This window comes from Streptomyces sp. UW30, from assembly GCF_008042075.1.
In the GTDB taxonomy this organism is placed as follows: Bacteria; Actinomycetota; Actinomycetes; order Streptomycetales; family Streptomycetaceae; genus Streptomyces.
In genome coordinates this window covers 1,283,571-1,304,415 of record NZ_RDBN01000037.1, presented here as the reverse complement: position 1 = coordinate 1,304,415, position 20,845 = coordinate 1,283,571, and the positions used below count along the sequence as shown (strand labels likewise).

The 20,845-nt window shown below is 71.8% G+C and carries 19 protein-coding genes; 7 read left to right on the top strand and 12 right to left on the bottom strand.

The features are described from left to right. Positions 1-56: 56 nt before the first annotated feature. Positions 57-1,319 (bottom strand): ROK family transcriptional regulator, encoded by a 1,263-nt coding sequence (locus EAO75_RS24670; RefSeq protein WP_147997216.1) that lies wholly within the window; start codon positions 1,317-1,319, stop codon positions 57-59. A gap of 180 nt (positions 1,320-1,499) precedes the next feature. Here EAO75_RS24670 and EAO75_RS24665 point away from each other — a divergent pair, with 180 nt between their 5' ends. Together EAO75_RS24665 and EAO75_RS24660 are read left to right on the top strand one after the other, a co-directional pair. Further along, on the top strand, positions 1,500-2,702 hold the full coding sequence (locus EAO75_RS24665; protein ID WP_410092475.1) for an MFS transporter: 1,203 nt from the start codon (positions 1,500-1,502) through the stop codon (positions 2,700-2,702). Between the two features lie 138 nt (positions 2,703-2,840). Then, the gene (locus EAO75_RS24660; RefSeq protein ID WP_147997214.1) at positions 2,841-4,250 is read left to right on the top strand and encodes a uracil-xanthine permease family protein; all 1,410 of its coding nucleotides are present in this window, start codon (positions 2,841-2,843) and stop codon (positions 4,248-4,250) included. Here the strand turns inward: EAO75_RS24660 and EAO75_RS24655 are convergent. Beyond that, the gene (locus EAO75_RS24655) at positions 4,232-5,362 is read right to left on the bottom strand and encodes a glycoside hydrolase family 6 protein (RefSeq protein ID WP_147998053.1); all 1,131 of its coding nucleotides are present in this window, start codon (positions 5,360-5,362) and stop codon (positions 4,232-4,234) included. The two genes, EAO75_RS24660 and EAO75_RS24655, sit on opposite strands and share 19 nt — an antisense overlap. Positions 5,363-5,534: 172 nt before the next feature. On the opposite strand from EAO75_RS24655, the gene EAO75_RS24650 reads away from it, so the two are divergent. Continuing rightward, positions 5,535-6,221 carry a DUF5995 family protein gene (locus tag EAO75_RS24650; RefSeq protein WP_147997213.1) on the top strand — a complete coding sequence of 229 codons (687 nt, stop codon included), beginning with the start codon at positions 5,535-5,537 and terminating at the stop codon, positions 6,219-6,221. Between the two features lie 99 nt (positions 6,222-6,320). Then, on the top strand, positions 6,321-7,250 hold the full coding sequence (locus EAO75_RS24645; RefSeq protein WP_147997212.1) for an LLM class F420-dependent oxidoreductase: 930 nt from the start codon (positions 6,321-6,323) through the stop codon (positions 7,248-7,250). 14 nt (positions 7,251-7,264) lie between these two features. On the opposite strand, the gene EAO75_RS24640 is transcribed toward EAO75_RS24645, so the two are convergent. Beyond that, on the bottom strand, positions 7,265-8,965 hold the full coding sequence (locus EAO75_RS24640; RefSeq protein WP_147997211.1) for a flavin monoamine oxidase family protein: 1,701 nt from the start codon (positions 8,963-8,965) through the stop codon (positions 7,265-7,267). Between the two features lie 47 nt (positions 8,966-9,012). Beyond that, positions 9,013-9,801: a carbon-nitrogen hydrolase family protein gene (locus tag EAO75_RS24635; protein ID WP_147997210.1), complete on the bottom strand. Its 789-nt coding sequence runs from the start codon at positions 9,799-9,801 to the stop codon at positions 9,013-9,015. A gap of 298 nt (positions 9,802-10,099) precedes the next feature. Here EAO75_RS24635 and EAO75_RS24630 point away from each other — a divergent pair, with 298 nt between their 5' ends. After that, on the top strand, positions 10,100-10,639 hold the full coding sequence (locus EAO75_RS24630) for a Repetin (protein ID WP_147997209.1): 540 nt from the start codon (positions 10,100-10,102) through the stop codon (positions 10,637-10,639). Here the strand turns inward: EAO75_RS24630 and EAO75_RS24625 are convergent. The 6 genes from EAO75_RS24625 to EAO75_RS24600 all read right to left on the bottom strand — a co-directional run bounded on the left by EAO75_RS24625 (position 10,608) and on the right by EAO75_RS24600 (position 17,378). Then, positions 10,608-11,804: an MFS transporter gene (locus EAO75_RS24625; protein WP_147997208.1), complete on the bottom strand. Its 1,197-nt coding sequence runs from the start codon at positions 11,802-11,804 to the stop codon at positions 10,608-10,610. The two genes, EAO75_RS24630 and EAO75_RS24625, sit on opposite strands and share 32 nt — an antisense overlap. A gap of 120 nt (positions 11,805-11,924) precedes the next feature. Then, positions 11,925-13,388 carry an HAD-IA family hydrolase gene (locus EAO75_RS24620; RefSeq protein WP_147997207.1) on the bottom strand — a complete coding sequence of 488 codons (1,464 nt, stop codon included), beginning with the start codon at positions 13,386-13,388 and terminating at the stop codon, positions 11,925-11,927. A 54-nt stretch (positions 13,389-13,442) separates the two neighbouring features. Continuing rightward, the gene (locus tag EAO75_RS24615; RefSeq protein WP_147997206.1) at positions 13,443-14,522 is read right to left on the bottom strand and encodes an ABC transporter ATP-binding protein; all 1,080 of its coding nucleotides are present in this window, start codon (positions 14,520-14,522) and stop codon (positions 13,443-13,445) included. A gap of 2 nt (positions 14,523-14,524) precedes the next feature. Continuing rightward, positions 14,525-15,337, bottom strand: coding sequence for an ABC transporter permease (locus EAO75_RS24610; RefSeq protein WP_147997205.1), 813 nt, complete (start codon positions 15,335-15,337; stop codon positions 14,525-14,527). Continuing rightward, positions 15,325-16,224 (bottom strand): ABC transporter permease, encoded by a 900-nt coding sequence (locus EAO75_RS24605; protein ID WP_147997204.1) that lies wholly within the window; start codon positions 16,222-16,224, stop codon positions 15,325-15,327. Before EAO75_RS24605 ends, EAO75_RS24610 begins: the two co-directional genes overlap by 13 nt. Continuing rightward, a complete protein-coding gene (locus tag EAO75_RS24600; RefSeq protein ID WP_147997203.1) occupies positions 16,221-17,378 on the bottom strand; it encodes an ABC transporter substrate-binding protein in 1,158 nt (385 codons plus the stop codon). The genes EAO75_RS24605 and EAO75_RS24600 overlap by 4 nt, the downstream gene beginning before the upstream one ends. A gap of 229 nt (positions 17,379-17,607) precedes the next feature. Here EAO75_RS24600 and EAO75_RS24595 point away from each other — a divergent pair, with 229 nt between their 5' ends. Both EAO75_RS24595 and EAO75_RS24590 read left to right on the top strand, forming a co-directional pair. Next, entirely contained in the window at positions 17,608-18,348 is a 741-nt protein-coding gene (locus tag EAO75_RS24595; protein WP_147997202.1) for a GntR family transcriptional regulator, read from the top strand. Between the two features lie 76 nt (positions 18,349-18,424). Beyond that, positions 18,425-18,787 (top strand): hypothetical protein, encoded by a 363-nt coding sequence (locus tag EAO75_RS24590; RefSeq protein ID WP_147997201.1) that lies wholly within the window; start codon positions 18,425-18,427, stop codon positions 18,785-18,787. A 67-nt stretch (positions 18,788-18,854) separates the two neighbouring features. On the opposite strand, the gene EAO75_RS24585 is transcribed toward EAO75_RS24590, so the two are convergent. After that, positions 18,855-19,307, bottom strand: coding sequence for an Lrp/AsnC family transcriptional regulator (locus tag EAO75_RS24585; RefSeq protein ID WP_048581051.1), 453 nt, complete (start codon positions 19,305-19,307; stop codon positions 18,855-18,857). A gap of 10 nt (positions 19,308-19,317) precedes the next feature. Continuing rightward, positions 19,318-20,808, bottom strand: coding sequence for an amino acid permease (locus tag EAO75_RS24580; protein ID WP_147997200.1), 1,491 nt, complete (start codon positions 20,806-20,808; stop codon positions 19,318-19,320). Positions 20,809-20,845 lie beyond the last annotated feature (37 nt).

Sequence of the window (20,845 nt, the reverse complement as noted above, 5' to 3'; positions counted from 1 at the left end):
GCGTCGGGCCCTGTCGAGCCGGCGCCCGGCCACCGCCCCGGCCCCCGCCACCCCGGTCAGCGGTCCGGTGGTGCGAAGAGTTCGTCCTGTGCCGCGTCGCGCGCGGTGAGCAGTGCCCCGCGCAGGACGGCGCCGCCGCCCAGGCCGCTGGGGCGTACCACGGTCGCGAGGGGCGACATCTGCCGGATCCGCTTCTCCACCCGCGCGGCGAGCACCTCTCCCCCGGCCTGTCCGACCTCCCCGCCGAGGACCACACAGCCGGGGTCGAGGAGGGCGACGACGGAGGCGACGCCGATGGCGAGGCGGTCGGCGAGGGCGTCGAGGAAACGGTCGGCCGAGGCGGCGTCGCCGAGGCCGGCCGTCGGTCCGTCGCGCCCCGAACGGCCGTCCCCGGCCTCCGCGTTGCCGACCCTGGCCACCCGCGTCACGGCCTCCCCCACCACCCCCGCGGCGTGCGGCTCGGGCGCGGACGAGTCCTCGACCGTCAGCCCGTACTCCCCGGCCAGGCCCACGATCGCCGCCGACCCCGCGAGCGAGTGGAACCCTCCCTCGCAGTCCACCGCCGACGGCAGCCCCGTCGTCCCCGGCACCGGCAGGAACCCGATCTCGCCCGTGCCGCCGGAGGCCCCGCGCCGCAGCGCCCCGTCGAGGACGACCGCCGCGCCGGTGCCATGGCCGAGCCACAGCAGGACGAAGGTGTCCCGGTCGGCGGCCACCCCGGCGCGCTGTTCGGCGAGGGCGGCAAGGTTGGTCTCGTTCTCGACGCTGACGCGGGCCTCGGGGAGCCGTTCCTGGAGGGTCGCCACCAGCCGGCGGTGCCATTCGGGCAGGCCGGAGGAGTCCCGCAGCTCGCCGCTCGCCGGGTCGATCAGGCCCGGGGCGCCTATGCCCACGGTGTGGAGCCGGTCCGCGGCGGCCTCCTTCACGACCCTCTCCACCAGCGCCACCGCCTGCTCCACGGCGGGCCCCGTCCCGGTGTCGCCGCCGATCGGCACCGACGCCTCGGCGAGCACGGTCCCGACCAGGTCGGACACGACCACCGAGACGCCTTCGGTGCGGACGTCGAGGGCCGCGAGATGGGCGCGGCCGGCGACGATGCCGTACAGCTTGGCGTTCGGGCCGCGCCGCTGCTCGCCGGCCTCGCCGACGACCGATATCAGGCCTGCGTCGGTGAGGCGCTCGACGAGGTCGGCGACGGTCGGCCGGGACAGTCCGGTCAGCTGCTTCAGCTGCGCTGCCGTCAACGAGCCCTCCCGCTGGAGCAGTCGGAGGGCGAGCCGGTCGTTGATGGCCCGGGCGGTGCTCGGGGATGCGGGCATGCCGGGATCCTTCCAGATCGCGAACCGTGCGGCGGACGGCCGACTGCCGGCGGCGGTGAGCCGCCCAGCACGGCGGCTTCGAGCGGCCGGTAACTCACCTATCTATCAGGCAGGGTTCCTGATAGTTTACGCCCGAACCGAGCACAAGCGAAGACCGGGAGGGGTCACACAATGGGTGGGATGGTCTACGACCTGCGCGAAGTGAGGCGCGCCCGGTACGCCGTGGCCGCCGTCTTTGCCGTGCACGGCGCCGTCACCGGCTCGTTCGCGACGCGCGTGCCGTGGATCCAGGACCATGCGGACGTCAGCGCCGGCCAGCTCGGCATCGCCCTCGCCTTCCCCGCGCTCGGCGCCTCCGTCGCGATGCCGCTGGCGGGCAGCATCACCCACCGCTTCGGCGCACGGAGCGCCCTGCGCGGGCTGATCGCCCTGTGGACGCTCGCCCTCACCCTGCCCGCCCTCGCCCCCAACCTGCTGACCCTGTGTCTGGCGCTGTTCGTCTACGGCGCCACGGCGGGCATGTCGGACGTGGCGATGAACGCGCTCGGCGTCGAGGTGGAGACCCGGCTCGGCCGGTCGATCATGTCGGGCCTGCACGGCATGTGGAGCGCGGGCGCCCTGGTCGGCTCGGCCGCCGGCACACTCGCGGCGCACCTGGGCTCGGACGCCCGCCTGCACCACGCGTTCGCGGCGGCGACCCTCACCCTCCTCGGTGTGGCGGCCTGTCAGTGGGTGCTCGACCTCCAGCCCGCCGAGGACGAGGAGCCGCCGCCCCGGTTCGCGCTGCCGCCCAAGTCGGCGCTGCTCATCGGCGCGGTCGGGTTCTGCGCGGTCTTCGCGGAGGGCGCGAGCCTGGACTGGTCGGCGGTCTATCTGCGGGACCAGCTCGACACCTCGGCGGGGCTCGCGGCGGCGTGCACGACCGGTTTCACGCTCACCATGGCTCTCGCCCGGATCGCCGGCGACAAGGTGGTGGACCGCTATGGCTCCGTGCGCACGGTCCGGTCCGGCGGTGTCCTCGCCACCCTGGGCGGACTGCTCATCGTCGTGTCGGACGTGCCGGCCGTGGCGATGACCGGGTTCGCGCTGCTGGGTCTGGGCATAGCGGTGGTCGTGCCGCTGTGCTTCGCGGCGGCGGGCCGCAGCGGCCCGAACCCCTCGCTGGCCATCGCCGGCGTCGCGACGATCACCTACACCTCGGGCCTCATCGCCCCGAGCGCGATCGGCGGGATCGCTCAGGCCACCAGCCTGATGGTGTCCTTCTGCCTGGTCACCGTGCTGTCGTCCGGGCTCATCCTGTTCGCGCGGGTCCTGCGCGCCGGCGACCGCGAGCGCCCGAAGGTCAGCCGGCCGGACGCGGCGGTTCCCGACCCGCGGCCCTGAAGCCCTCGCTCCACGGCGCCGACCGCGCATCGCCCCGGCGGACGCACAGAATCCCTGATCGGCCCTGGTCGGCGCCGCCTTGGGTGTCCCTGACAATGGTCCGGACACCCACCCGCACGACGAAAGCGAAACCGCACCATGGATCTCGGCGTCCGCTGGAAACTGCACGGCGACGGACGCACCCCGGCGCCCGGAGCGGTGGTCCGGCCCGACGAACGGCTCTCCTGGCCCCGCACCGTCGGGCTCGGCGCCCAGCATGTGGTGGCGATGTTCGGCGCCTCGTTCGTGGCGCCGGTCCTGATGGGGCTCGACCCCAACCTGGCGATCATGATGTCGGGCGTCGCGACGGTCATCTTCCTGCTGGCCACGCGCGGGCGGGTGCCCAGCTATCTCGGCTGCTCGCTCTCCTTCGTCGGCGTCGCCGCGGTCATCCGGGCCGACGGCGGTTCGAGCGCCACCGTGACCGGCGCGGTCCTCGTCGTGGGCGCCGTGCTGTTCCTGGTGGGGCTCGCCGTACAGCGCTTCGGGGCGCGGATCATCCACGCCACGATGCCGCCGATCGTCACCGGCGCGGTGGTCATGCTCATCGGCTTCAACCTCGCCCCGGTCACGGCGTCGACGTACTGGCCGCAGGACCAGTGGACGGCACTGCTGGTGATGCTGTTCACCGGTCTGGCGGTGGTCTGTCTGCGCGGATTCTGGTCCCGGATCGCGATCTTCCTGGGCCTGGTCCTCGGCTACGGCATCTCCTGGGCCTTCGACCGCGTCTTCGGCCGGATCCACTCGGTCGACGCGAGCGGCAAGCTCACCGACCACTGGCGGCTCGACCTCTCCGGCGTCGGCAAGGCCGACTGGCTCGGCCTGCCGGATCTGCACGGCCCGTCCTTCCAGTGGTCGGCGATCCTGGTGGCGCTGCCCGTCGTGATCGCCCTGGTCGCCGAGAACGCCGGGCACGTCAAGGCGGTCGGCGAGATGACCGGCGACAACCTGGACGACAAGCTGGGCACCGCGATCTCCGCGGACGGCGCCGCCTCGGTGCTCTCCACGGCGGTGGGCGGCCCGCCCAACACCACGTATTCCGAGAACATCGGCGTGATGGCGGCGACCCGCGTCTACTCCACCGCCGCCTACTGGGCCGCCGCCGGCTTCGCGCTGCTCTTCGGCATCTGCCCCAAGTTCGGCGCGATCGTGGCCGCGATCCCGGGCGGCGTCCTCGGCGGCATCACCGTCATCCTGTACGGCATGATCGGCCTGCTCGGCGCGCAGATCTGGATCAACGCCAAGGTGGACCTGCGCAATCCGCTGAACCTGGTGCCGGCCGCGGCGGGCATCATCATCGGCGTCGGCAACGTCACCATGGAGTTCACCGACACCTTCGAGCTGAGCGGCATCGCGCTTGGCACGCTGGTGGTCATCACGGGCTACCACGCGCTGCGGGCGTTCGCCCCGGCCCACCTCAAGACGCAGGAGCCGCTGCTCGACGAGGGGACGTCGTCGTACGACGAGGAGAGCGGCACCGGCAACGGGACTCAGCGCGCCAGTTCGTAGGCGTACGACGCCGTGAAGGTCCCAGGACTGCCCTTGCACCCGTCCGACTCCCCCGGGAGCTTGATCCACAGGTAGGCGTCGATGCGTGCCTCGCCGGTGGCGAGGGTCGGCGCCCGGCCCAGTTTGCGGCCGGACGGGTCGCACCACTCCCCGTCGGCGGGGGCTCCGGCGCCGTTGCGGCTGGTGTCGATGACGGCGCCCAGGCTCGCGGGGCCGCCGAGGGCGTCGAGGACCCGGCGGTCGTAGGCGATCTCGTCGGGTGTGGTGTGGAAGTTGGAGACGTTGCTGAAGACGCCGTCCGAGGACGCGGTCGTGGCGGCGCCGGCCTGGCGCAGCCAACCGGCCTGCTTGGCGGGCGCGTTCCAGCCGGAGTGCCCGGCGTCGTAGTAGACCCGGGCCTTGGGGTTGGCCGCCTTGAGGACGCGGCCCGCGCGGGCCAGGGAGGCGAAGCGGTCGGCGCGGGCACGGGCGGAGAGGCACTCGGACTGGGCGACGGAGTCGGGCTCCAGGATGACGATGACATCGCCGGAGCCGAGCCCGGCGGCGAACCGGTCGATCCAGGCGTCGTAGGCGTCGAGGCTCGGCGCCCCGCCCTCGGAGTAACCGCCGCAGTCCCGGTCCGGAATGGCGTACGGCACGACCACCGGTACCCGTCCCAGCGCCGACCCGCCCGAGGTGACCGCGCGGACCCGGGCGGTGATGGTGTCCGGCGTGAAGTCGGCGAACCACACGGCGGCCGGCTGGGCGGCGATACGGGACTCGATGAGGGTGTGGCGCGGGTCGGCGGGGTTGTCGCGGACCCACTCCAGGACCTGGGAGTCGGGGTGGCGGTAGAGACGGGCGGAGGCCACGGCCGGCTGCTGCTTCCTCTCGGTCCGGGTCGGCGAGGGCTTCGGACTGGCCTTCGGCCTGGGGGTCGGCGAAGCGGACGTCGGCGAGGCGGACTTCGTGACCGACGGGGAGGCGGACGGCGCGGGCGGCAGGTACTCCAGGCGAGGTGAGAGCGTCACCTCGGGCGGCCCGGCCTCGTCGGTGCCCCTTCGGTCGTCGAGCGCGGAGATCATCCCGGTCGCCGCGCCGACGGCGACCACGACGAAGGCCGCCACGACCATGGCACCCCGCCGGGCGACCTTCCTGCGCTCGGCCCTGCGAGCGGCCAGTCGCCGGGCACGTGAGCCTGGCACGTCCTGCTCCCCCTCCCCCTCGGCGGGCGCGTTCCCCCGTTCTGGGGAAGCGCCGGGCCCGCCGACACTGCCGCCAGCCTAAAGCTGGGACATTGCCCCCATGGGGCAATGCGAACAATTCACCTCAGCCGTGGACGCGGTCATCTCCCGTATGCGCGCCCTCGACGCGACGCTGCCCGAACACGACGGCGTCGCCGTCTTCAACCGCGTCTACCTCGCCGTCACCGAGGCCGTCGACCGGCACATCGACGGCGGCCGGTTCCCGGACCCGCGGGCGGCCATCACGCTGGACGTGCGGTTCGCGCAGCGGTATCTCGCGGCGGTGGAGTCGGCCGAGGACGGGCGGCGCCCACCCGCCTGCTGGCGGCCCCTGTTCCAGATGCGGCGCCATCCGGGCGTACGACCGTTGCAGTTCGCGCTCGCGGGCATCAACGCGCACATCGGCCACGATCTGGCGCTCGCCGTGGTGGACGCCAGTCGTAGCCTCGGCTGCGAACCCGTCGACCTGGAGGACGAGTTCGATCGGGTGGGTGATGTCCTCGTCTCGCTGGAGGAGCGCGTCCGCGAAGATCTGATGCCGGGTCCCGACCTGCTCCAGATCGCCGACCCGCTCACCCATCTGCTCGGCTCCTGGAGCCTGGAGCGGGCCCGGGACGCCACCTGGTCGGCGGCCCGGACGCTGTGGGCGCTGCGCCGACTGCCCGACGTCGCCGAGGAGTTCACCCAGCGACTGGACGCGGCGGTGGGACTGGCGGGGCGCATGCTGCTCACCCCGCTGGCCGACTGATCTCGGCCACACCGGTGCCGTACACCTGCCTCGGGCGGCTACCTGAGTTAAGTTGACGATTGAACCGTCTGAGACGAACCGACGCAAAGGAGCGTACGGATGGCCATCAGGCTGGGACTCAGCCTCCCCCAAGCACAGCAGTACGACATCGGCCGTGACGTGCCGGACGTCGCGCGCACCGCCGAGCAGATCGGTTACGAGAGCTTCTGGGTCTACGAGCGGGCCCTGTTCCCGGAACCCGCGACACAGGGCCTGTACGGCATCGAGGGGATGCCGTGGCCCGAGATGTACCGGGGCGTCCCGGACCCCCTGGTGACGCTCACCCTGGCGGTGTCGGCCACAGAGCGGGCCCGGCTCGGCACCAGCGTCCTGGTGGCCCCGCTGCACAACCCGTTCCAGCTGGCCAAGGCCCTCGGCACGCTGGACGCGGCGAGCGGCGGCCGGGTCGTGGCGGGCCTCGGCACCGGCTGGTCGCTCGACGAGTACGCGGCCGCGGGCGTGGCCCCGTTCGAGGAGCGGGGCAAGGTGCTCGACGAGGTCATCGACGTGTGCCGGGCCGTATGGGGCCCGGACCCCGTGTCCTACGACGGACCGCACTCCAAGGTCACGTCGGCCGTGGTCTCCCCCAAGCCCGCCCGGCCGATCCCGATCCTCGTGCCCACCAACAGCAGGAAGGCGATGACCCGCCTGGTCGACCGGCTCGACGGCTGGATGCCGATCGCCATGGGCGCCGAGCAACTCACCGCACAGTGGCGGCAGTTGCAGGACCTGGCGGCGGAGCGCGGCCGCACCGAGCCGATCCAGGCGGTGGTCCGGATCAACCCGCGGCACAGCGCCAAGGCGTACGACGGCCCTGACCGCGCCGCGTTCCAGGGCAGCGTCGACCAGATCGTCGAGGACCTGGCCGCGCATGTCGTGGAGGGGCTCGACGAGTTCTTCTTCGAGTTCCAGGGCCTGGCACGGGACGCCGAGGAACTCAAGGACATCGCCGCCGAGGTGTACGAGGCGGTGCGGGCCGCCGGAATCTGACGGCCCTGGCCGGGTCAGTCCTCCGGCAGCTCGACCGGCGCGATCTCGTCGTAGACGTCGCCCGGGCCCGGGTTGCCGGCGTCCGTCGCCCCGCCGAAGTGGTGCATCACGCCCCAGACCGCGTTCAGCGCGGTCTGGATGGCGCCCTCGGCCCAGCCGGCCGTCCAGGAGATGTCGTCGCCGGCGAGGAAGATGCCCCGCTTGTCCTCGGGCAGCCGGTCCTGCATGAAGTGCGTGAACAGGCGCCGCTGGTAGCGGTAGTGGCCGGGCAGGTTGGCCTTGAACGCGCCCATGAAGTAGGGCTCGTTCTCCCAGGAGACGGTCACCGGGTTGCCGATGATGTGCTTCCTGATGTCGACGTTCGGGTAGATCTCGCCGAGCGACTTCAGCATGACCTCCATCCGCTCGTTCGCGGACAGCGGCAGCCACTTCAGGCTGTCGTCGCACCAGGTGTAGGAGAGGCAGATGACGGCGGGCTTGTCCGGACCGTCGTCCAGCAGGTAGGTGCCACGCGTCATCCGGTCGGTCAGCGTCATCGACATGACGTCCCGGCCGGTCTGCTCGTCCTTGTCCAGCCAGAACGGCCGGTCCACGGGCACGAAGAGCTTCGAGGACTCCATGTAGTGGGTCCGCTCGATCGCCGTCCAGTGGTCGATCGGGAAGAGCGAGTCGTCGCAGGCGATCTTGGAGAGCAGCATCCAGGACTGGGCGGTGAAGACGGCCGCCTGGTAGGTGCGGATGTCGCCGTTCGCGTCGGTCACGGTGATCCGGTTGCCGGCGGCGCGGTGCAGCCGGGTCACGGCCGGGCGGGGCTCGCCGTTCTCGTGCAGCGACGCCAGCGAGGTGCCGTACGCCCAGTGCACGATCTTCTCCGGCTCGCGCTCCCACATGCGCACCGGCAGCTGCTGGGAGCCACCGACGATGCCGCGGTGGTGGTCGTCGGCCTCGCTGTAGACGACGCGCAGGATCTCCAGGATGGAGTTCGGGAAGTCGGTGTCCCAGCCGCCGGTGCCGAAGCCGACCTGGCCGAAGATCTCGCGGTGCCGGAAGGACTTGAACGCCTCTGAGTCGCAGAGGAAGCCGTAGAAGGTCTGGTTGTCGAGCTTCTCGACGAGCTTCGCCCAGATCTCGCGGATGCGCGGCACGTCGCGCTCGCGCATCGCGCGGTTCATGTCGGAGAAGTCGGCGCCCTCTTCGAGGCACTTGTTCCAGGCCTCGGCGACGTCCCGGTAGACCTGCGGCAGGTCGTCGATCGTCTCGGCGTAGTGCGACTCGCCCTTGAGGTCGACGACCGTCGACGGGGTGGTCTCGGCGAGCGGGTTCGGGAAGGGGCTGGTCTGAAGGCCCACCAGGTCGATGTAGTGCTGCAGGGCCGTGGAGGACGGCGGAAAGCGCATCGCGCCCATCTCGGCCGTCAGGCCATCGGTGCTGGGGCCGTCGAAGCCGACGGTGCGCAGCCGGCCGCCGATCTGGTCGGCCTCGTACACGACGGGCTTGAGGCCCATCTTCATCAGCTCGTACGCGGCGACGATGCCGGACAGGCCGCCGCCGATGACCGCGACCTCGGTGCCGTGCTCGGTCGCGGGTATCTGGCCGAGCCCCGCCGGGTGGGCGAGGAAGTCGTCGTACGCGTACGGGAAGTCCGGGCCGAACATGGTGATCGGCGGCTGCTGCTCGTCGGCGTGCTGGACGGCGTTGGGCACCATGGACGTCATGGGGTACGGACTCCTTGCGGAAAGCTGCTGGTGAAGGCTGGGGGGATTCAGACGAGCGACCCGTAGAGGCCGGGGCGGCGGTCCTGCAGATACGGGTTCGCCTCGCGGGAGGCGGCGACGAAGGCGGGGTCGACGTCGGCGAGGACGAGTTCCTCACCGCGGCCGGCGCGGGTGCGGGCGACTCCGTCGGGGCCGGCGAGCGTGGAGAGGCCGACGAACTCGAACTCCCCCTCCTGGCCGACCCGGTTGACGTACGCGACATACATCTGGTTCTCGAAGGCCCGCACCGGGATCATCGACTCGGCGACGAACTGGAACGGGTGCATCTGCGCCGTCGGGACGACGAGCAGGTCGGTGCCGGCCAGGGCGTGGGCGCGGACGTTCTCCGGGAACTCGACGTCGTAGCAGATCAGGATGCCGACGCGGACGCCGTCGAGCTCCGCCTGGACGACCTGCTGCTCGCCCGGCGTGAAGTGGTCGCGCTCGAAGCAGCCGAAGAGGTGGGTCTTGCGGTAGTTGGCGAGCCGCGTGCCGTCGGCGGAGATCAGCTGGGCGGAGTTGTACACGCTCTCGCCCGCCCGCTCCGGGTAGCCGTAGACGATCGCCAGGCCATGCCGACTCGCCGTCTCGGCGATCGTGTCCGCGCAGTCGCCGTCGGCGGGCTCGGCGAGGCGGGCGATGTCGTCGCCGATCGCGTACCCGGTCAGGAACATCTCCGGCGCCACCAGCAGCCCGGCACCCGCGGCGGCGGCACGGCCCGCGGCCTCGTCGAGGACCTTGAGGTTCTCGAACGTGGAGCCGGGGCGGCCGGAGCTCTGGAGCAGGGCGGTGCGCATGCGTGTCCTCACCGGGGCGAAAGGGTGATTGTGGGGGCCATGTAGACGGTACGGGCGGCTGACCAGGCCGGACAAGAAGGAGCCGTTGCGCGCCGGTGAGCGGTTCGTTGCGTGCGCCGGGGGGTGGGCGGCGATTTGTTGCGCGACTGCGGGCGTAGGTCCGCTCGTTCTCGGGGCGCAGGGCACGGCGAGGTCCCCGCCGGATGGCGGAGGCGGGGTCCCGCCCCCGGTGCGATGTGCCGCGGGCGTGGCGCCGGGAGAGTGGGGATCGTCCGCTTGACCTGCAGAAAGGACCGCGATGAACCGCCGTACGAAGATCGTCGTGCTCGGCTGCGCGCTGCTGCTCACCGCCGGAGCGGCCTCGTCCGCCACCGCGTCCGACGACGCGCCGCGCGGGCGCGAGGCCGCCGCGCTCACCGGCACCGCCAAGCTGTACCGCTCGGCCGGGGACGACATCACGTTCTCGTTCGACGCGCACCTGGCGGCGAATGACAACGCCGACCCGATGAAGGCCACGGGCACCTTCGAGTGGAGCCACTACCTGAACGGCGAGGGCGCCTGGGCCAAAGCCAAGGTCGACTGCCTGGTCACCGGTGGGAAGGTGGCTGTCGTCTCCGGGGTCATCACCTCCTCCGACCTGCCGGGCGCCGAGGGCAAGCGGGTCGGCGTCACCGTGCACGACGCCGGCCGCCACGACCGCCTCGGCTACAGCTGGGCCTCGACGGGCAACCCCGTCGAGACGAAGGAGCTGCCCAAGTGCGTGAGCTCCGCCCCCTTCGAGAAGGTCAAGAAGGGGACGGGCGACTTCACGGTCGTGCCGTGGCAGCCCGATTTCTAGCCAGGGCGAGCGCCGTCACCAGATAGGGCACCGCGAGCACCGCGAAAACCGTGCTGTGCGCCGCGTCCGCACCGAGCAGCGCGTACGCGCCGAACGTGGCGACCGTGGCCAGCTCGGTGCCCAGGCTCGCCACGGAGGTGAGGGTGGCCCGGTGGGACTCGTCGATACGGTGCTGGAGGCGGACGTCGGCGAGCACCTCCGCCAGCTGGAAGCCACCGAAGGCGAGGCCGACGAGGGCGATGCCGGCCACCGACCGGGCCGCGGCGCCGAGGGCGAGGGCCAGCGCGGCGCCCGCGAGTAGCGTCGCGAGGCCTGCGGTGCCGAGACGTTCGGCCGGTCCGGTCAGCAGGCTTCCGACGGTGACGCCCGCCCAGATCAGCAGGATCAGGTAGGGCACGGTCGCCTCGGCGACGCCGATCTCCCGGACGAGCAACGGGGTGTACTCGTCGAGCGCACCCCACACGGCGGCGACGGCGGGGATCAGCAGCAGGGCGCCACGCACCGAACGGTCCCTGCGGACCTCGGCGAGTCCGGTCCGCAGGGTCGTCGCCCAGCTGTCGTGCCCGGTCCGGGGCGGCATCCGGTGCTCCGGGAACCGGGTCGCGGCGAGGGCCGTCAGCAGGCAGGCCAGGACGCTCGCGACGCCGACGGCCGGGTAGCCGCCCTGGGCGAAGACGGGCCCGGCGACTCCGGCCGAGACCGCCGTGCCCACCAGGCGAGCGGCCCGGGCCCGGCCCATGACCCGCGCATAGCGGTCGGCGGCGCCCAGCCGGTCCAGCTCGTCGTACACCAGCGCCTCCAGCGCGCCGGAGCCGAGCGCCCCCGCGGCACCCCACAGGACGAAGCCGGCCGCGAAGGCGCCGTACGACGGGACGACCACCCACACCGCGAAGCCGACGGCGGTGAGCAGAGGGCCGATCCACAGCAGCCGGCGGCGCGACACCGCGTCGGCCCAGGCACCCGAGGGCACCTCCAGGACCACGCCGGTGATCGACCACAGGGCGAACAGTGAGGAGATCTGCCAGAGCGACAGGCCGGTGTCGGCGAACAGCAGCGCGTACACCGGGTAGAGCAGGACGAAGTCGTCGAGGAACGAGTAGCCGTACAGCGTGGCTGTCAGCCGCCGGACACCGGTGGCGGGCACACGCGCAGGTGAGAGTGTCATGAGGCCTTCCCGCAGGGACGTTTCGGACACCGGGGGTACGGCGTCCGAGGCGGCCCTCGGGAGGCACGGCTGCTGGATCAATGTAGCCAGGTCATGGCACCGATGGTAGGCCGGTCCGGCTCACTCGCGCAGGGAAAATGTGGTGATCACGGCGGCGTGGTCGGAGGGCCATTCGTTGTGCTCGACGTCCGGCCAGGGGCGCGGGTGGCCGCTGACGTACGTCTCGGAGTCGACCACGCGCAGGCCTAGGTGCAGCACGAAGTCGATCCGGTCCTGCGGCTCGGGGCGTCCGCTGCCGTCCTCGTGCAGGGCGTGGATCGGCGACCAGGTGTGGCCGGGGCGGTCGGCCGGGTCCGGGTGGGCCTCCCGGTAGGAGTCGCGAAGCCCCGCCTCCTCGGCCGCCTTCGTCACCGGCCACTCGACGTCCGGCCGGTCCAGGTGGGAGGGGCTGTTGAAGTCGCCGACGAGGACGACGGGGACGCCGGGTGCGGCCGTCTCCTCGATGCGGCGCAGGGCGTCCCGCATCTGTTCGAGCCGCACCTGCTCGTGGGCGATCAGCTCGGCGGCCGGGAGACCGTCGAAGGCCGCCTCGTAGGGGCCGTAGGGCGTGTAGTCGAGGTGGGCCGTCCAGATGTCGACCTCCCGCTCCCCCGCCCGGATGCGGACGCCGGCCGCGCCGTAGAAGCCGACGGCAGGGTCGCCGAAGCGGGCCGTGATCGGGTGGCGGCTGATGATGCCGAGGTTCTCGCCGGCCCGGTGGTGGTACCAGCCGAGGGCGTCGGCGAGATCCTGGGCGGCGGTGCCGTGGGTCTCCTGGAGACCGACCACGTCGGCGCCGGTCTCGGCGATGACCTTGAGCTGCTTGGCCAGGTGGTCGTGAACCTTGGTGCCGCCGTGCCAGAGGTTCCAGCTCATGACGCGCAGCTCGGGCGACGGCAGGGCGCCGGGCAGCAGGGCGCGCAGCCGCCCCGTGGTGACGCCTTCCAGGCTGGCGAGGACGGTGCGCCCGGGGGCCGGCTCGATCGGCGCGAGCGAGGGCACCGCGAGCACCGTGCAGCCGGCCGCCTCGGCGGAGCTGACGCCGGTGCGGGTGTCCTCCACGGCGACGCAGGCAGCCGGGTCGACGCCGAGGGCGCGGCAGGCGGCGAGATAGGGGTCGGGGGCGGGCTTGGTGCGGTCGGTGTCGTCGGCGGTGACGGAGACCGCGAAGCGGCTCGCGCCGAGGGCTTCGAGGACGGTGTCGGCGACGGCTCGGGGCGACGCCGTGACCAGGGCCGTGGGGACGTTGTCGCGGGCCAGGGCGTCGAGCAGGTCGAGCGCGCCGGGGCGGGGGACGATGCCGGCCCGGACGCGGTCGGCGAACTCGCGGTGCAGCGCGTCGGCGAGCTCGGTGGCCGGCGCGCCCGTGGCCGCGGCCAGCCAGTCGGCGGTGTGCTCGACGGGCCGGCCGAGCACCTCCGCCTCGTCCGCCTCGGTCAGCGCCCGGCCGGCGACGAGCTCCACCGCCTCCCACCACAGTCGCTCGGTGTCGACGAGCGTGCCGTCCATGTCGAACAGGACGGCCTGGAGCGGGAGTTCAGTCACGGTGGTCTCTTTCTTGCGTCTCTTGCGTGGGGGGATCAACAGGTGGTGCGGGGGTCAGCGGCTGGGTTCGGCCACCAGCACCGGCCGCTCCGGAAGCGACACGCTCACCGCGGCGCCGGCGCCGAGGGCGGCACCCTCGTGGGCGGGCAGGTCGGCCTTGACCTCGGTGCCGTCCGCGAGCCGTACGGTCAGCCGGGTGGTGGCCCCGAGGAACGCCGTGGCGACCACGCGCGCGTCGGCGGCGTCGTCGGCGCGCACCGTCACCGCTTCCGGCCGCGCCAGCACGTCGACCTCGGACACCGAGGGTACGTCGCCGTCGACGGGCAGCCGCCGCCCCAGCACCTCGACGCCGCCCTCGACGAGCTTGCCCGGGATCCGGCTCATCGTGCCGACGAACTCGGCGACAAAGGCGGTGGCGGGCCGGCCGTACAACTCGGCGGGCGCGGCGCACTGTTCGAGCCGTCCGGAGCGCATGACCGCGACCCGGTCGGCCATGGACAGCGCCTCCTCCTGGTCGTGGGTCACGAACAGCGTGGTGATGCCCAGCTCCTGCTGGAGCCGGCGGATCTCCTCGCGCAGCGTCAGGCGCACCTTGGCGTCGAGTGCGGACAGCGGCTCGTCCAGCAGCAGGACGCGCGGGCGCAGGGCGAGGGCACGGGCCAGGGCGATGCGCTGCTGCTGTCCGCCGGAGAGCTCGTGCGGGTAGCGCTCGCCCTTGTCGGCGAGGCCGACCAGCTCCAGCAACTCGGCGGCGCGGGCGCGCCGTTCGGCGGTACGGACCTTGCGCATGCGCAGCCCGAAGGCCACGTTGTCGAGGGCGCTCAGATGCGGGAAGAGGCTGTACGACTGGAAGACCATTCCGGCGTCGCGGCGGTGGGCGGGGATGGCGGTGACGTCCTCGCCGTCCACGAGCACCTGGCCGGAGTCGGGATGTTCGAACCCGGCGAGCATGCGCAGGGCGGTGGTCTTGCCGCAGCCGGACGGGCCGAGCAGGGCGAGGAGTTCGCCCGGTTCGACGGTCAGGTCGAGTCCGTCGAGGGCGACGGTGGTCCCGAACTCCCGGCGCAGGCCACGGAATTCGACGGTGGCGGCCTTGGTCGCGGTGGCTTCGGCTGTCTTTTCGAGCACGGTCATGATCATCCCCGGGAGTTGGTACGGGTGCGGCCGCCGAAGCCGGCCATCACAAGGAGCAGCACCCAGGTCACGAGCAGGCTGAGCACCGACACGGCGACCGACAGCTGGGCCTGCGAGCCGCTGACGTTGACGATCCACACGGCGAAGGGCTGGAAGCCCAGCAGCTGCGCGACCGTGAACTCGCCGAGCACCAGGGCGAGGGTGAGGAAGGAGGCGTTGAGCAGCGCGCCGCGCAGGTTGGGCAGGACGGCCTGCACCAGCGCCTGCGGCCAGCCGGCGCCGCAGCTGCGGGCGGCCTCCACGAGGGTCGGCACGTCGATGGCGCGCAGTCCGGCGTCCAGGGCCCGGTACACGAACGGCAGCGCCATCACGACGTAGGCCAGGACCAGCACCACGGGGAAGTCCGGGTTCTGGATCGCGACGAAGGTCTGGAACAGCGGCGTGCGCGAGAGGTGCTCGGGTCCCCACTTCAGCACCGTCCCGATCCCGGCGACGAACGCGATCGGCGGCACGACCAGCGGCAGCGAGCACACGATCTCGACGACCGGCCGCAGCCGGGGCGCGCCGAGCCGCAGCGCGACCATGGCGGGCACCATCAGCAGCAGGACGACGGCGATGGTGACGGCGGCCAGCTCCAGCGAGAGCAGCAGGCTGGATACGAAGCCCTCGGTGGAGAAGATCCGGCCGTAGGCGTCGAAGGTGATGCCCTGCCCGGGCACGTCGACCGTGAAGAGCACGGACGCGGCCAGCGGCACCAGGAAGTACAGTCCGGCGAGGCCGAGCACGCCCCACCGCCACAGGTTCAGGCGAGCCATCGCGCGCTCCGTCGTTGCAGGGGCAGATACACGGCCATGACCAGGCCGGCGACCAGGACCATGTCGAGGCTGAGCGCGAGCGCCACGTTCTCCTGGCCGACCAGGACGTTGCCGGAGAGCGCGTCGGCGATCTGGAGGGTGACCAGCGGGATCGAGCTGCCGACCATGGCGGCGGCCGTGGCGTACGCGGCGAAGGCGCTGCCGAAGAGCAGGACGAACCCGCCGAGGAGCGTGGGCAGCAGCACGGGCAGGGCCACGTGCCGCCAGTACTGCAGCGTGGTGGCGCCGTTGTTCTGCGCGGCCTCGCGCCACTGGGAGCGCAGACCCTCCAGAGCCGGGGTGATGGTGAGCACCATCAGCGGGATCAGGAAGTACAGGTAGACGAGCACCAGGCCCCAGAAGCTGTACAGGTCCCAGCCCTTGTCGGTCAGGCCCAGGTGCCGGGTCAGCACACCGGCGTTGCCGAGCGTGGCGACGAAGGCGAAGGCCAGCGGGACGCCGCCGAAGTTGGCGAGCACGCCGGACGCGGTGAGCACGGCCTCGCGCAGGGCGCGGAAGCGGGAGGTCACCACGGCCTGGGCGAGCGGCAGCCCGAGCAGAGCGGCCAGCGCTGCGGAGACGGCAGACAGCTTGACGCTGCCGAGGAGGGCCGTGAGGTAGGCGCCCTGGAGCGAGTTGGTCAGGTTGTCGGCGCTGTACGAAGTCGCCCCGGTGGCCGGGTCCTTGACGGTGAAGGCGCCGTCCAGCATGGCCAGGGCCGGGAGCCCGAAGGCGAGCGCGGTGAAGACGAGCAGCGGGACGACGGCGAGCCATCCGCCGACGGCACGGCGCCGCCGCTTACGCGGAGCGGCGGTCGCCGTGTCGACCCGGGTGAGGGTGGTCGTCATCCGGAGACGGCCTTCGCCCAGCCCTGGCCGAGAACCGTCTTGGCCTTGTTCTGCTGCTCCTCGGTCGGGAACGCGGGCGTCCCAGCGACCTCGGGCAGCTTGGCCGCGGCCGTCTTGTCGAGGGTGCCGGCCTTCTCCATGGCGGTCATCAGGGCCGGACGGGCGAAGCCCTTCAGCCACAGGTTCTGGCCCTCGGTGCTGTAGAGGTACTCCTGCCACAGGCGGGCGGCCGCGGGATGCGGGGCGTCCTTGTTGACGGCCTGGGAGTAGTACTGGGAGAACTTGCCGTCGCTGGGCACCGACACCTGCCAGTCGACGCCCTTGGACTTGAACTCCTCGGCGTACCCGGCGTTCAGGTAGTCCCAGTCGATGCTGATGGGCGTCTCGCCCTTCTCGACGGTGGCCGGGGTCGACTCGACGGGCGTGTAGTTGCCGTTCTTCTTCAGCTCGGCGAAGAAGTCGAGGCCGGGCTGGATGTCGTCGAAGGAGCCGCCCTTCGCGAGCGCCGCCGCGTACACGCCGCCGAAGGCGGAGCCGGACTTGGTGGGGTTGCCGTTGAGGGCGACCTGCCCCTTGTACTGCGGCTTCAGCAGGTCGGCGAAGGTCTTCGGGCACTCCTTGACCCGCTTGGCGTCACAGCCGATGGAGATGTAGCCGCCGTAGTCGTTGTACCAGCGGGCCTGCGCGTCCTTCTGGCCCTCGGGGATGTCGGCGAACGCCTCCACCTTGTACGGGGCGAGCAGCCCCTGCTGGGCGGCGCTGATCGCGAAGGAGCTGCCGAGGTCGAGCACGTCGGGGGCGCGGTCCTGCCCCTTGCGCGAGGTGACGGCGTTGATCTCGTCCTGGCTGGAGCCGTCGGGGTTCTCGACCTCGATCTTGATGCCGTACTTCTTCTGGAAGCCGTCGATGAGGGCGCCGTAGTTGGCCCAGTCGCGGGGCAGCGCCATGGCATGCAGCGTGCCCTCCTTCTTGGCCGCCTTCACCAGGGCGTCCATGCCGCCGAGGTCGGCGGCGGAGGTGGCGGTGGCGGCGCTCTTGCCGTCGGCGGTGGTGGACGCGTTGTCGGGGGCGGCGCCACAGGCGCTCAGGGCGAGCGCGGCGACGACGGCGAGGGCGCCGACCGGGACAGCGGTTCTCGGCAGGGACACGGTCACGGCTTTTCTCCAGGGGGACGCGCGAGGGTGCAGGAGGATCTTGCCCAGGAAAGGTCTCAAACTTGTCTGAACAAGTTGGCCCCAGTAGGCCCGCCGATGGTGACACGTTCGTAAACACTGGCGAAAGCCTCTGCCCTGAATTCGTGCACACTCCCTGCTGGGACCCAGCACCGGACGGTCTCGATTAGGCTGGTCACGCTGTGCACAGCAACCGACTCAGAGGGGAAGCATGACGGCGCGACACGAGGAGATCGCCGACGAGCTGCGCCGGGCGATCGACCGCGAGGAGTACACAGTCGGCAGTCTGCTGCCCGCCGAGACGGATCTCGCGGCCCACTACGGCGTCTCGCGCGGCACGGTCCGCCAGGCCGTCGCGGCCCTGACCGCCGAGGGCCTCATCGGCTCCCGCCAGGGCGCCCGTCGCGTCGTGCTGGCCAGCCGCCGCAGCCAGAGCTTCGCCGAACTGCGCAGCTTCGCCCAGTGGGCGCACGCGATGGGCCGCGAGGCGACCGGTCACGTGGTCACGCAGGAGTACCGCCCGGCGACGAAGGAGGACGCGGTGCGCCTCCAACTGAGCGCCGGAACCCCGGTGTTGCACGTCCTGCGGGTGCGCGGCCTGGACGGCGAGCCGGTCCTGCTGGAGCGCACGGTCTACGCGGACTGGATCTCCCCCGCCGTCGAGGCCATAGAGCCCGACTGCGCGTCCGTCACCCAACGCCTGTACGACGACAGGGGGTTGGTCTTCGCCTACGGCGAGCACGTCATCGACGCGGTGTCAGCGGGCGCCCAGGACGCCGAGTTGCTGGGCATCCGCCGCACGAGCCCGCTCCTGCGGGTGCGACGCGTGACGACGACCCGCGAGGGCCGCCCGGTGGAGTGGTCGGACGACCGCTACCGCTCTGACGCGGTGAGCTTCAGCGTCCACAACTCGATCGACAACAACGCGCTGGCGAGGAAGACGGCCGACTGACGCCTCCGCCGTACGGCTATGCGGCTCCGCCCGACGGAGGAGGCCGCAGCGTGGGTGAGCGGGCGAGACTTCTCCCATGGACGCCACCGAGATCCCTGCCCTGCCGTTCGTCGACGAACACGCGACGACGGTCGAGGCGAACGCCGACGCCGTCTGGCACGAACTGGGCGCCATGATGAACGGCTCCCGAGGCTTCCGGGTGGCGGTGTCGGTCCCGGGCCAGGAGCTGGCCTACGTCGGCCACCACCCCTTCTCGACGTACGCCCTGATCTTCCACCTGGACGAGACGCCCCGGGGCCACACGCGTCTTCGGGCGGAGACGAGGGCGAGGTTCCCGGGCCCGGCGGGCACCGTCTACCGAGGGCTCGTCATCGGCACGGGCGCCCACGCACTGGTCGTCCGGCACATGCTGAAGAAGGTCCGCAGGAACGCCCCATAGGGGCGCGGGGAACTGCGCGACCAGCCCCCACCGGCCCGCAGATGAAACCCGGCTTCCCCGCGGAGCACTACGTGGGCGACCCGGAAGAAAACCGCCGCAGCAAGGGCGACAGCACCAGCACAGACTTGGTCCGCTCCACGAACGGCTCCCCGGCGATCCGCTCGAGCACCCGCTCGAAGTGCCGCATGTCGGAGGCGAAGACCTGCACGACCGCGTCCGCGTCCCCGGTGACGGTGGACGCGGCCACGACCTCCTGATACCGCTCAAGACCGCGCCTGATGGTGTCAGGCGAGGTGTTGTGCCGGCAGTAGATCTCGACGAACCCCTCGGTCTCCCAGCCGAGCGCCGACGGGTCCACCCGTACGGTGAATCCGGTGATGGCTCCGGTGGCGCGCAGCCGGTCCACACGCCGCTTCACGGCGGGCGCGGACAGGCCGACGAGTTGCCCGATGTCCGCGTAGGAGCGGCGGGCGTCCTCGGCGAGGGCGTGCACGATGCGTTCGTCGAGATCGTTCAGCACTGCGGGTGGTTCACTTCACTTCTGGTGTTACGGGAGCTTCGACCGTCGCGAGACGGGAACGGCGATAGCCGTACAGGAAGTAGAACACGAGACCGGCGGCCATCCAGCACCCGAAGACCACCCAGGTGACGGTGTCGAGGCTGAACATGTTGTACGCGCAGAAGAGGAAGCCCAGCACCGGCAGCACCGGCCCGAACGGCACCCTGAACGTGCGCTCGAGCTCCGGCCGCTTCACGCGCAGCACGATCACCGCGATGTTGACCAGCGCGAAGGCGAACAGCGTGCCGATGCTGGTGGCGTCGACGAGCTTGCCCAGCGGGATGAGCGCGGCGAGCGCACCGCAGAACAGGGACACGATGATCGTGTTGAGGCGGGGCGCGCCGGTCTTCTTGTGGACCTTGCCGAGCGCCTTGGGCACCAGGCCGTCCCGGGACATCGCGAAGAGGATGCGGGTCTGGCCGTAGAGCACGGTCAGGACGACGCTCGCGATGGAGATGACGGCGCCGAGGGCGAGCAGGGTGCCGTAGAAGGACTGGCCGGTGACGTCGTTCATGATCGCGGCGAGGGATGCCTCGGAGCCCTCGAACTTGGTCCAGTTCCAGGCGCCGACGGCCACACCCGCGACGAGGACGTACAGCGCGGTCACGATGATCAGCGAGAGCATGATCGCCCGCGGCAGGTCCCGCTTGGGGTCCTTCGCCTCCTCACCGGCGGTGGAGGCGGCGTCGAAGCCGATGTAGGAGAAGAACAGCGTGGCACCCGCGGCGCTCACGCCGGCCATGCCGAGCGGCATGAAGTCCGCGTAGTTGCCGGACTTGAAGCCCATGAAGCCGACCGCGCAGAACAGCACCAGCGCGGCGATCTTGACGGCGACCATGATCGTGTTGGCGCGGGCGGACTCGCGGACGCCGCCGAGCAGGAAGATCATCGCCAGCATGACGACGATCAGCGCGGGCAGATTGATGATCCCGCCCTCGCCGGGCGCGGAGGACAGTACGGACGGGATGGTGACGCCTATGGTCCCGTCGAGGAGCTCGTTGAGGTACTCGCCCCAGCCCACCGCGACGGCGGCCACCGAGACGCCGTACTCCAGCACCAGGCACCAGCCGCAGACCCAGGCGACGAGCTCGCCCATCGTTGCGTACGCATACGAGTACGAGGAGCCCGCCACCGGGATGCTGCCCGCCAGCTCGGCGTACGAGAGGGCCGAGAACAGCGCCGTCAGGCCGGCGATCACGAAGGCGAGGGTGACCGCGGGACCGGCCTCCGGGACGGCGTCGCCGAGGACGACGAAGATGCCGGTGCCGAGCGTGGCACCGATGCTGATCATGGTGAGCTGCCACAGGCCGAGGGAGCGCCGCAGGGACCCTCCTTCGCCCTGGCCACCCTCCGCGACCAGGTGTTCCACGGGCTTGCGGCGCATCAGACGCGCGCCGACGCCGAGGGGCGCGGGGGCGGCCGTCTGGCCTGGGGATTGCGGGGGTGCGCCTTGGTCGAGCACGCGCTGGCTCCTTGTCGCTGCCGGTCAGGGCGGCAGG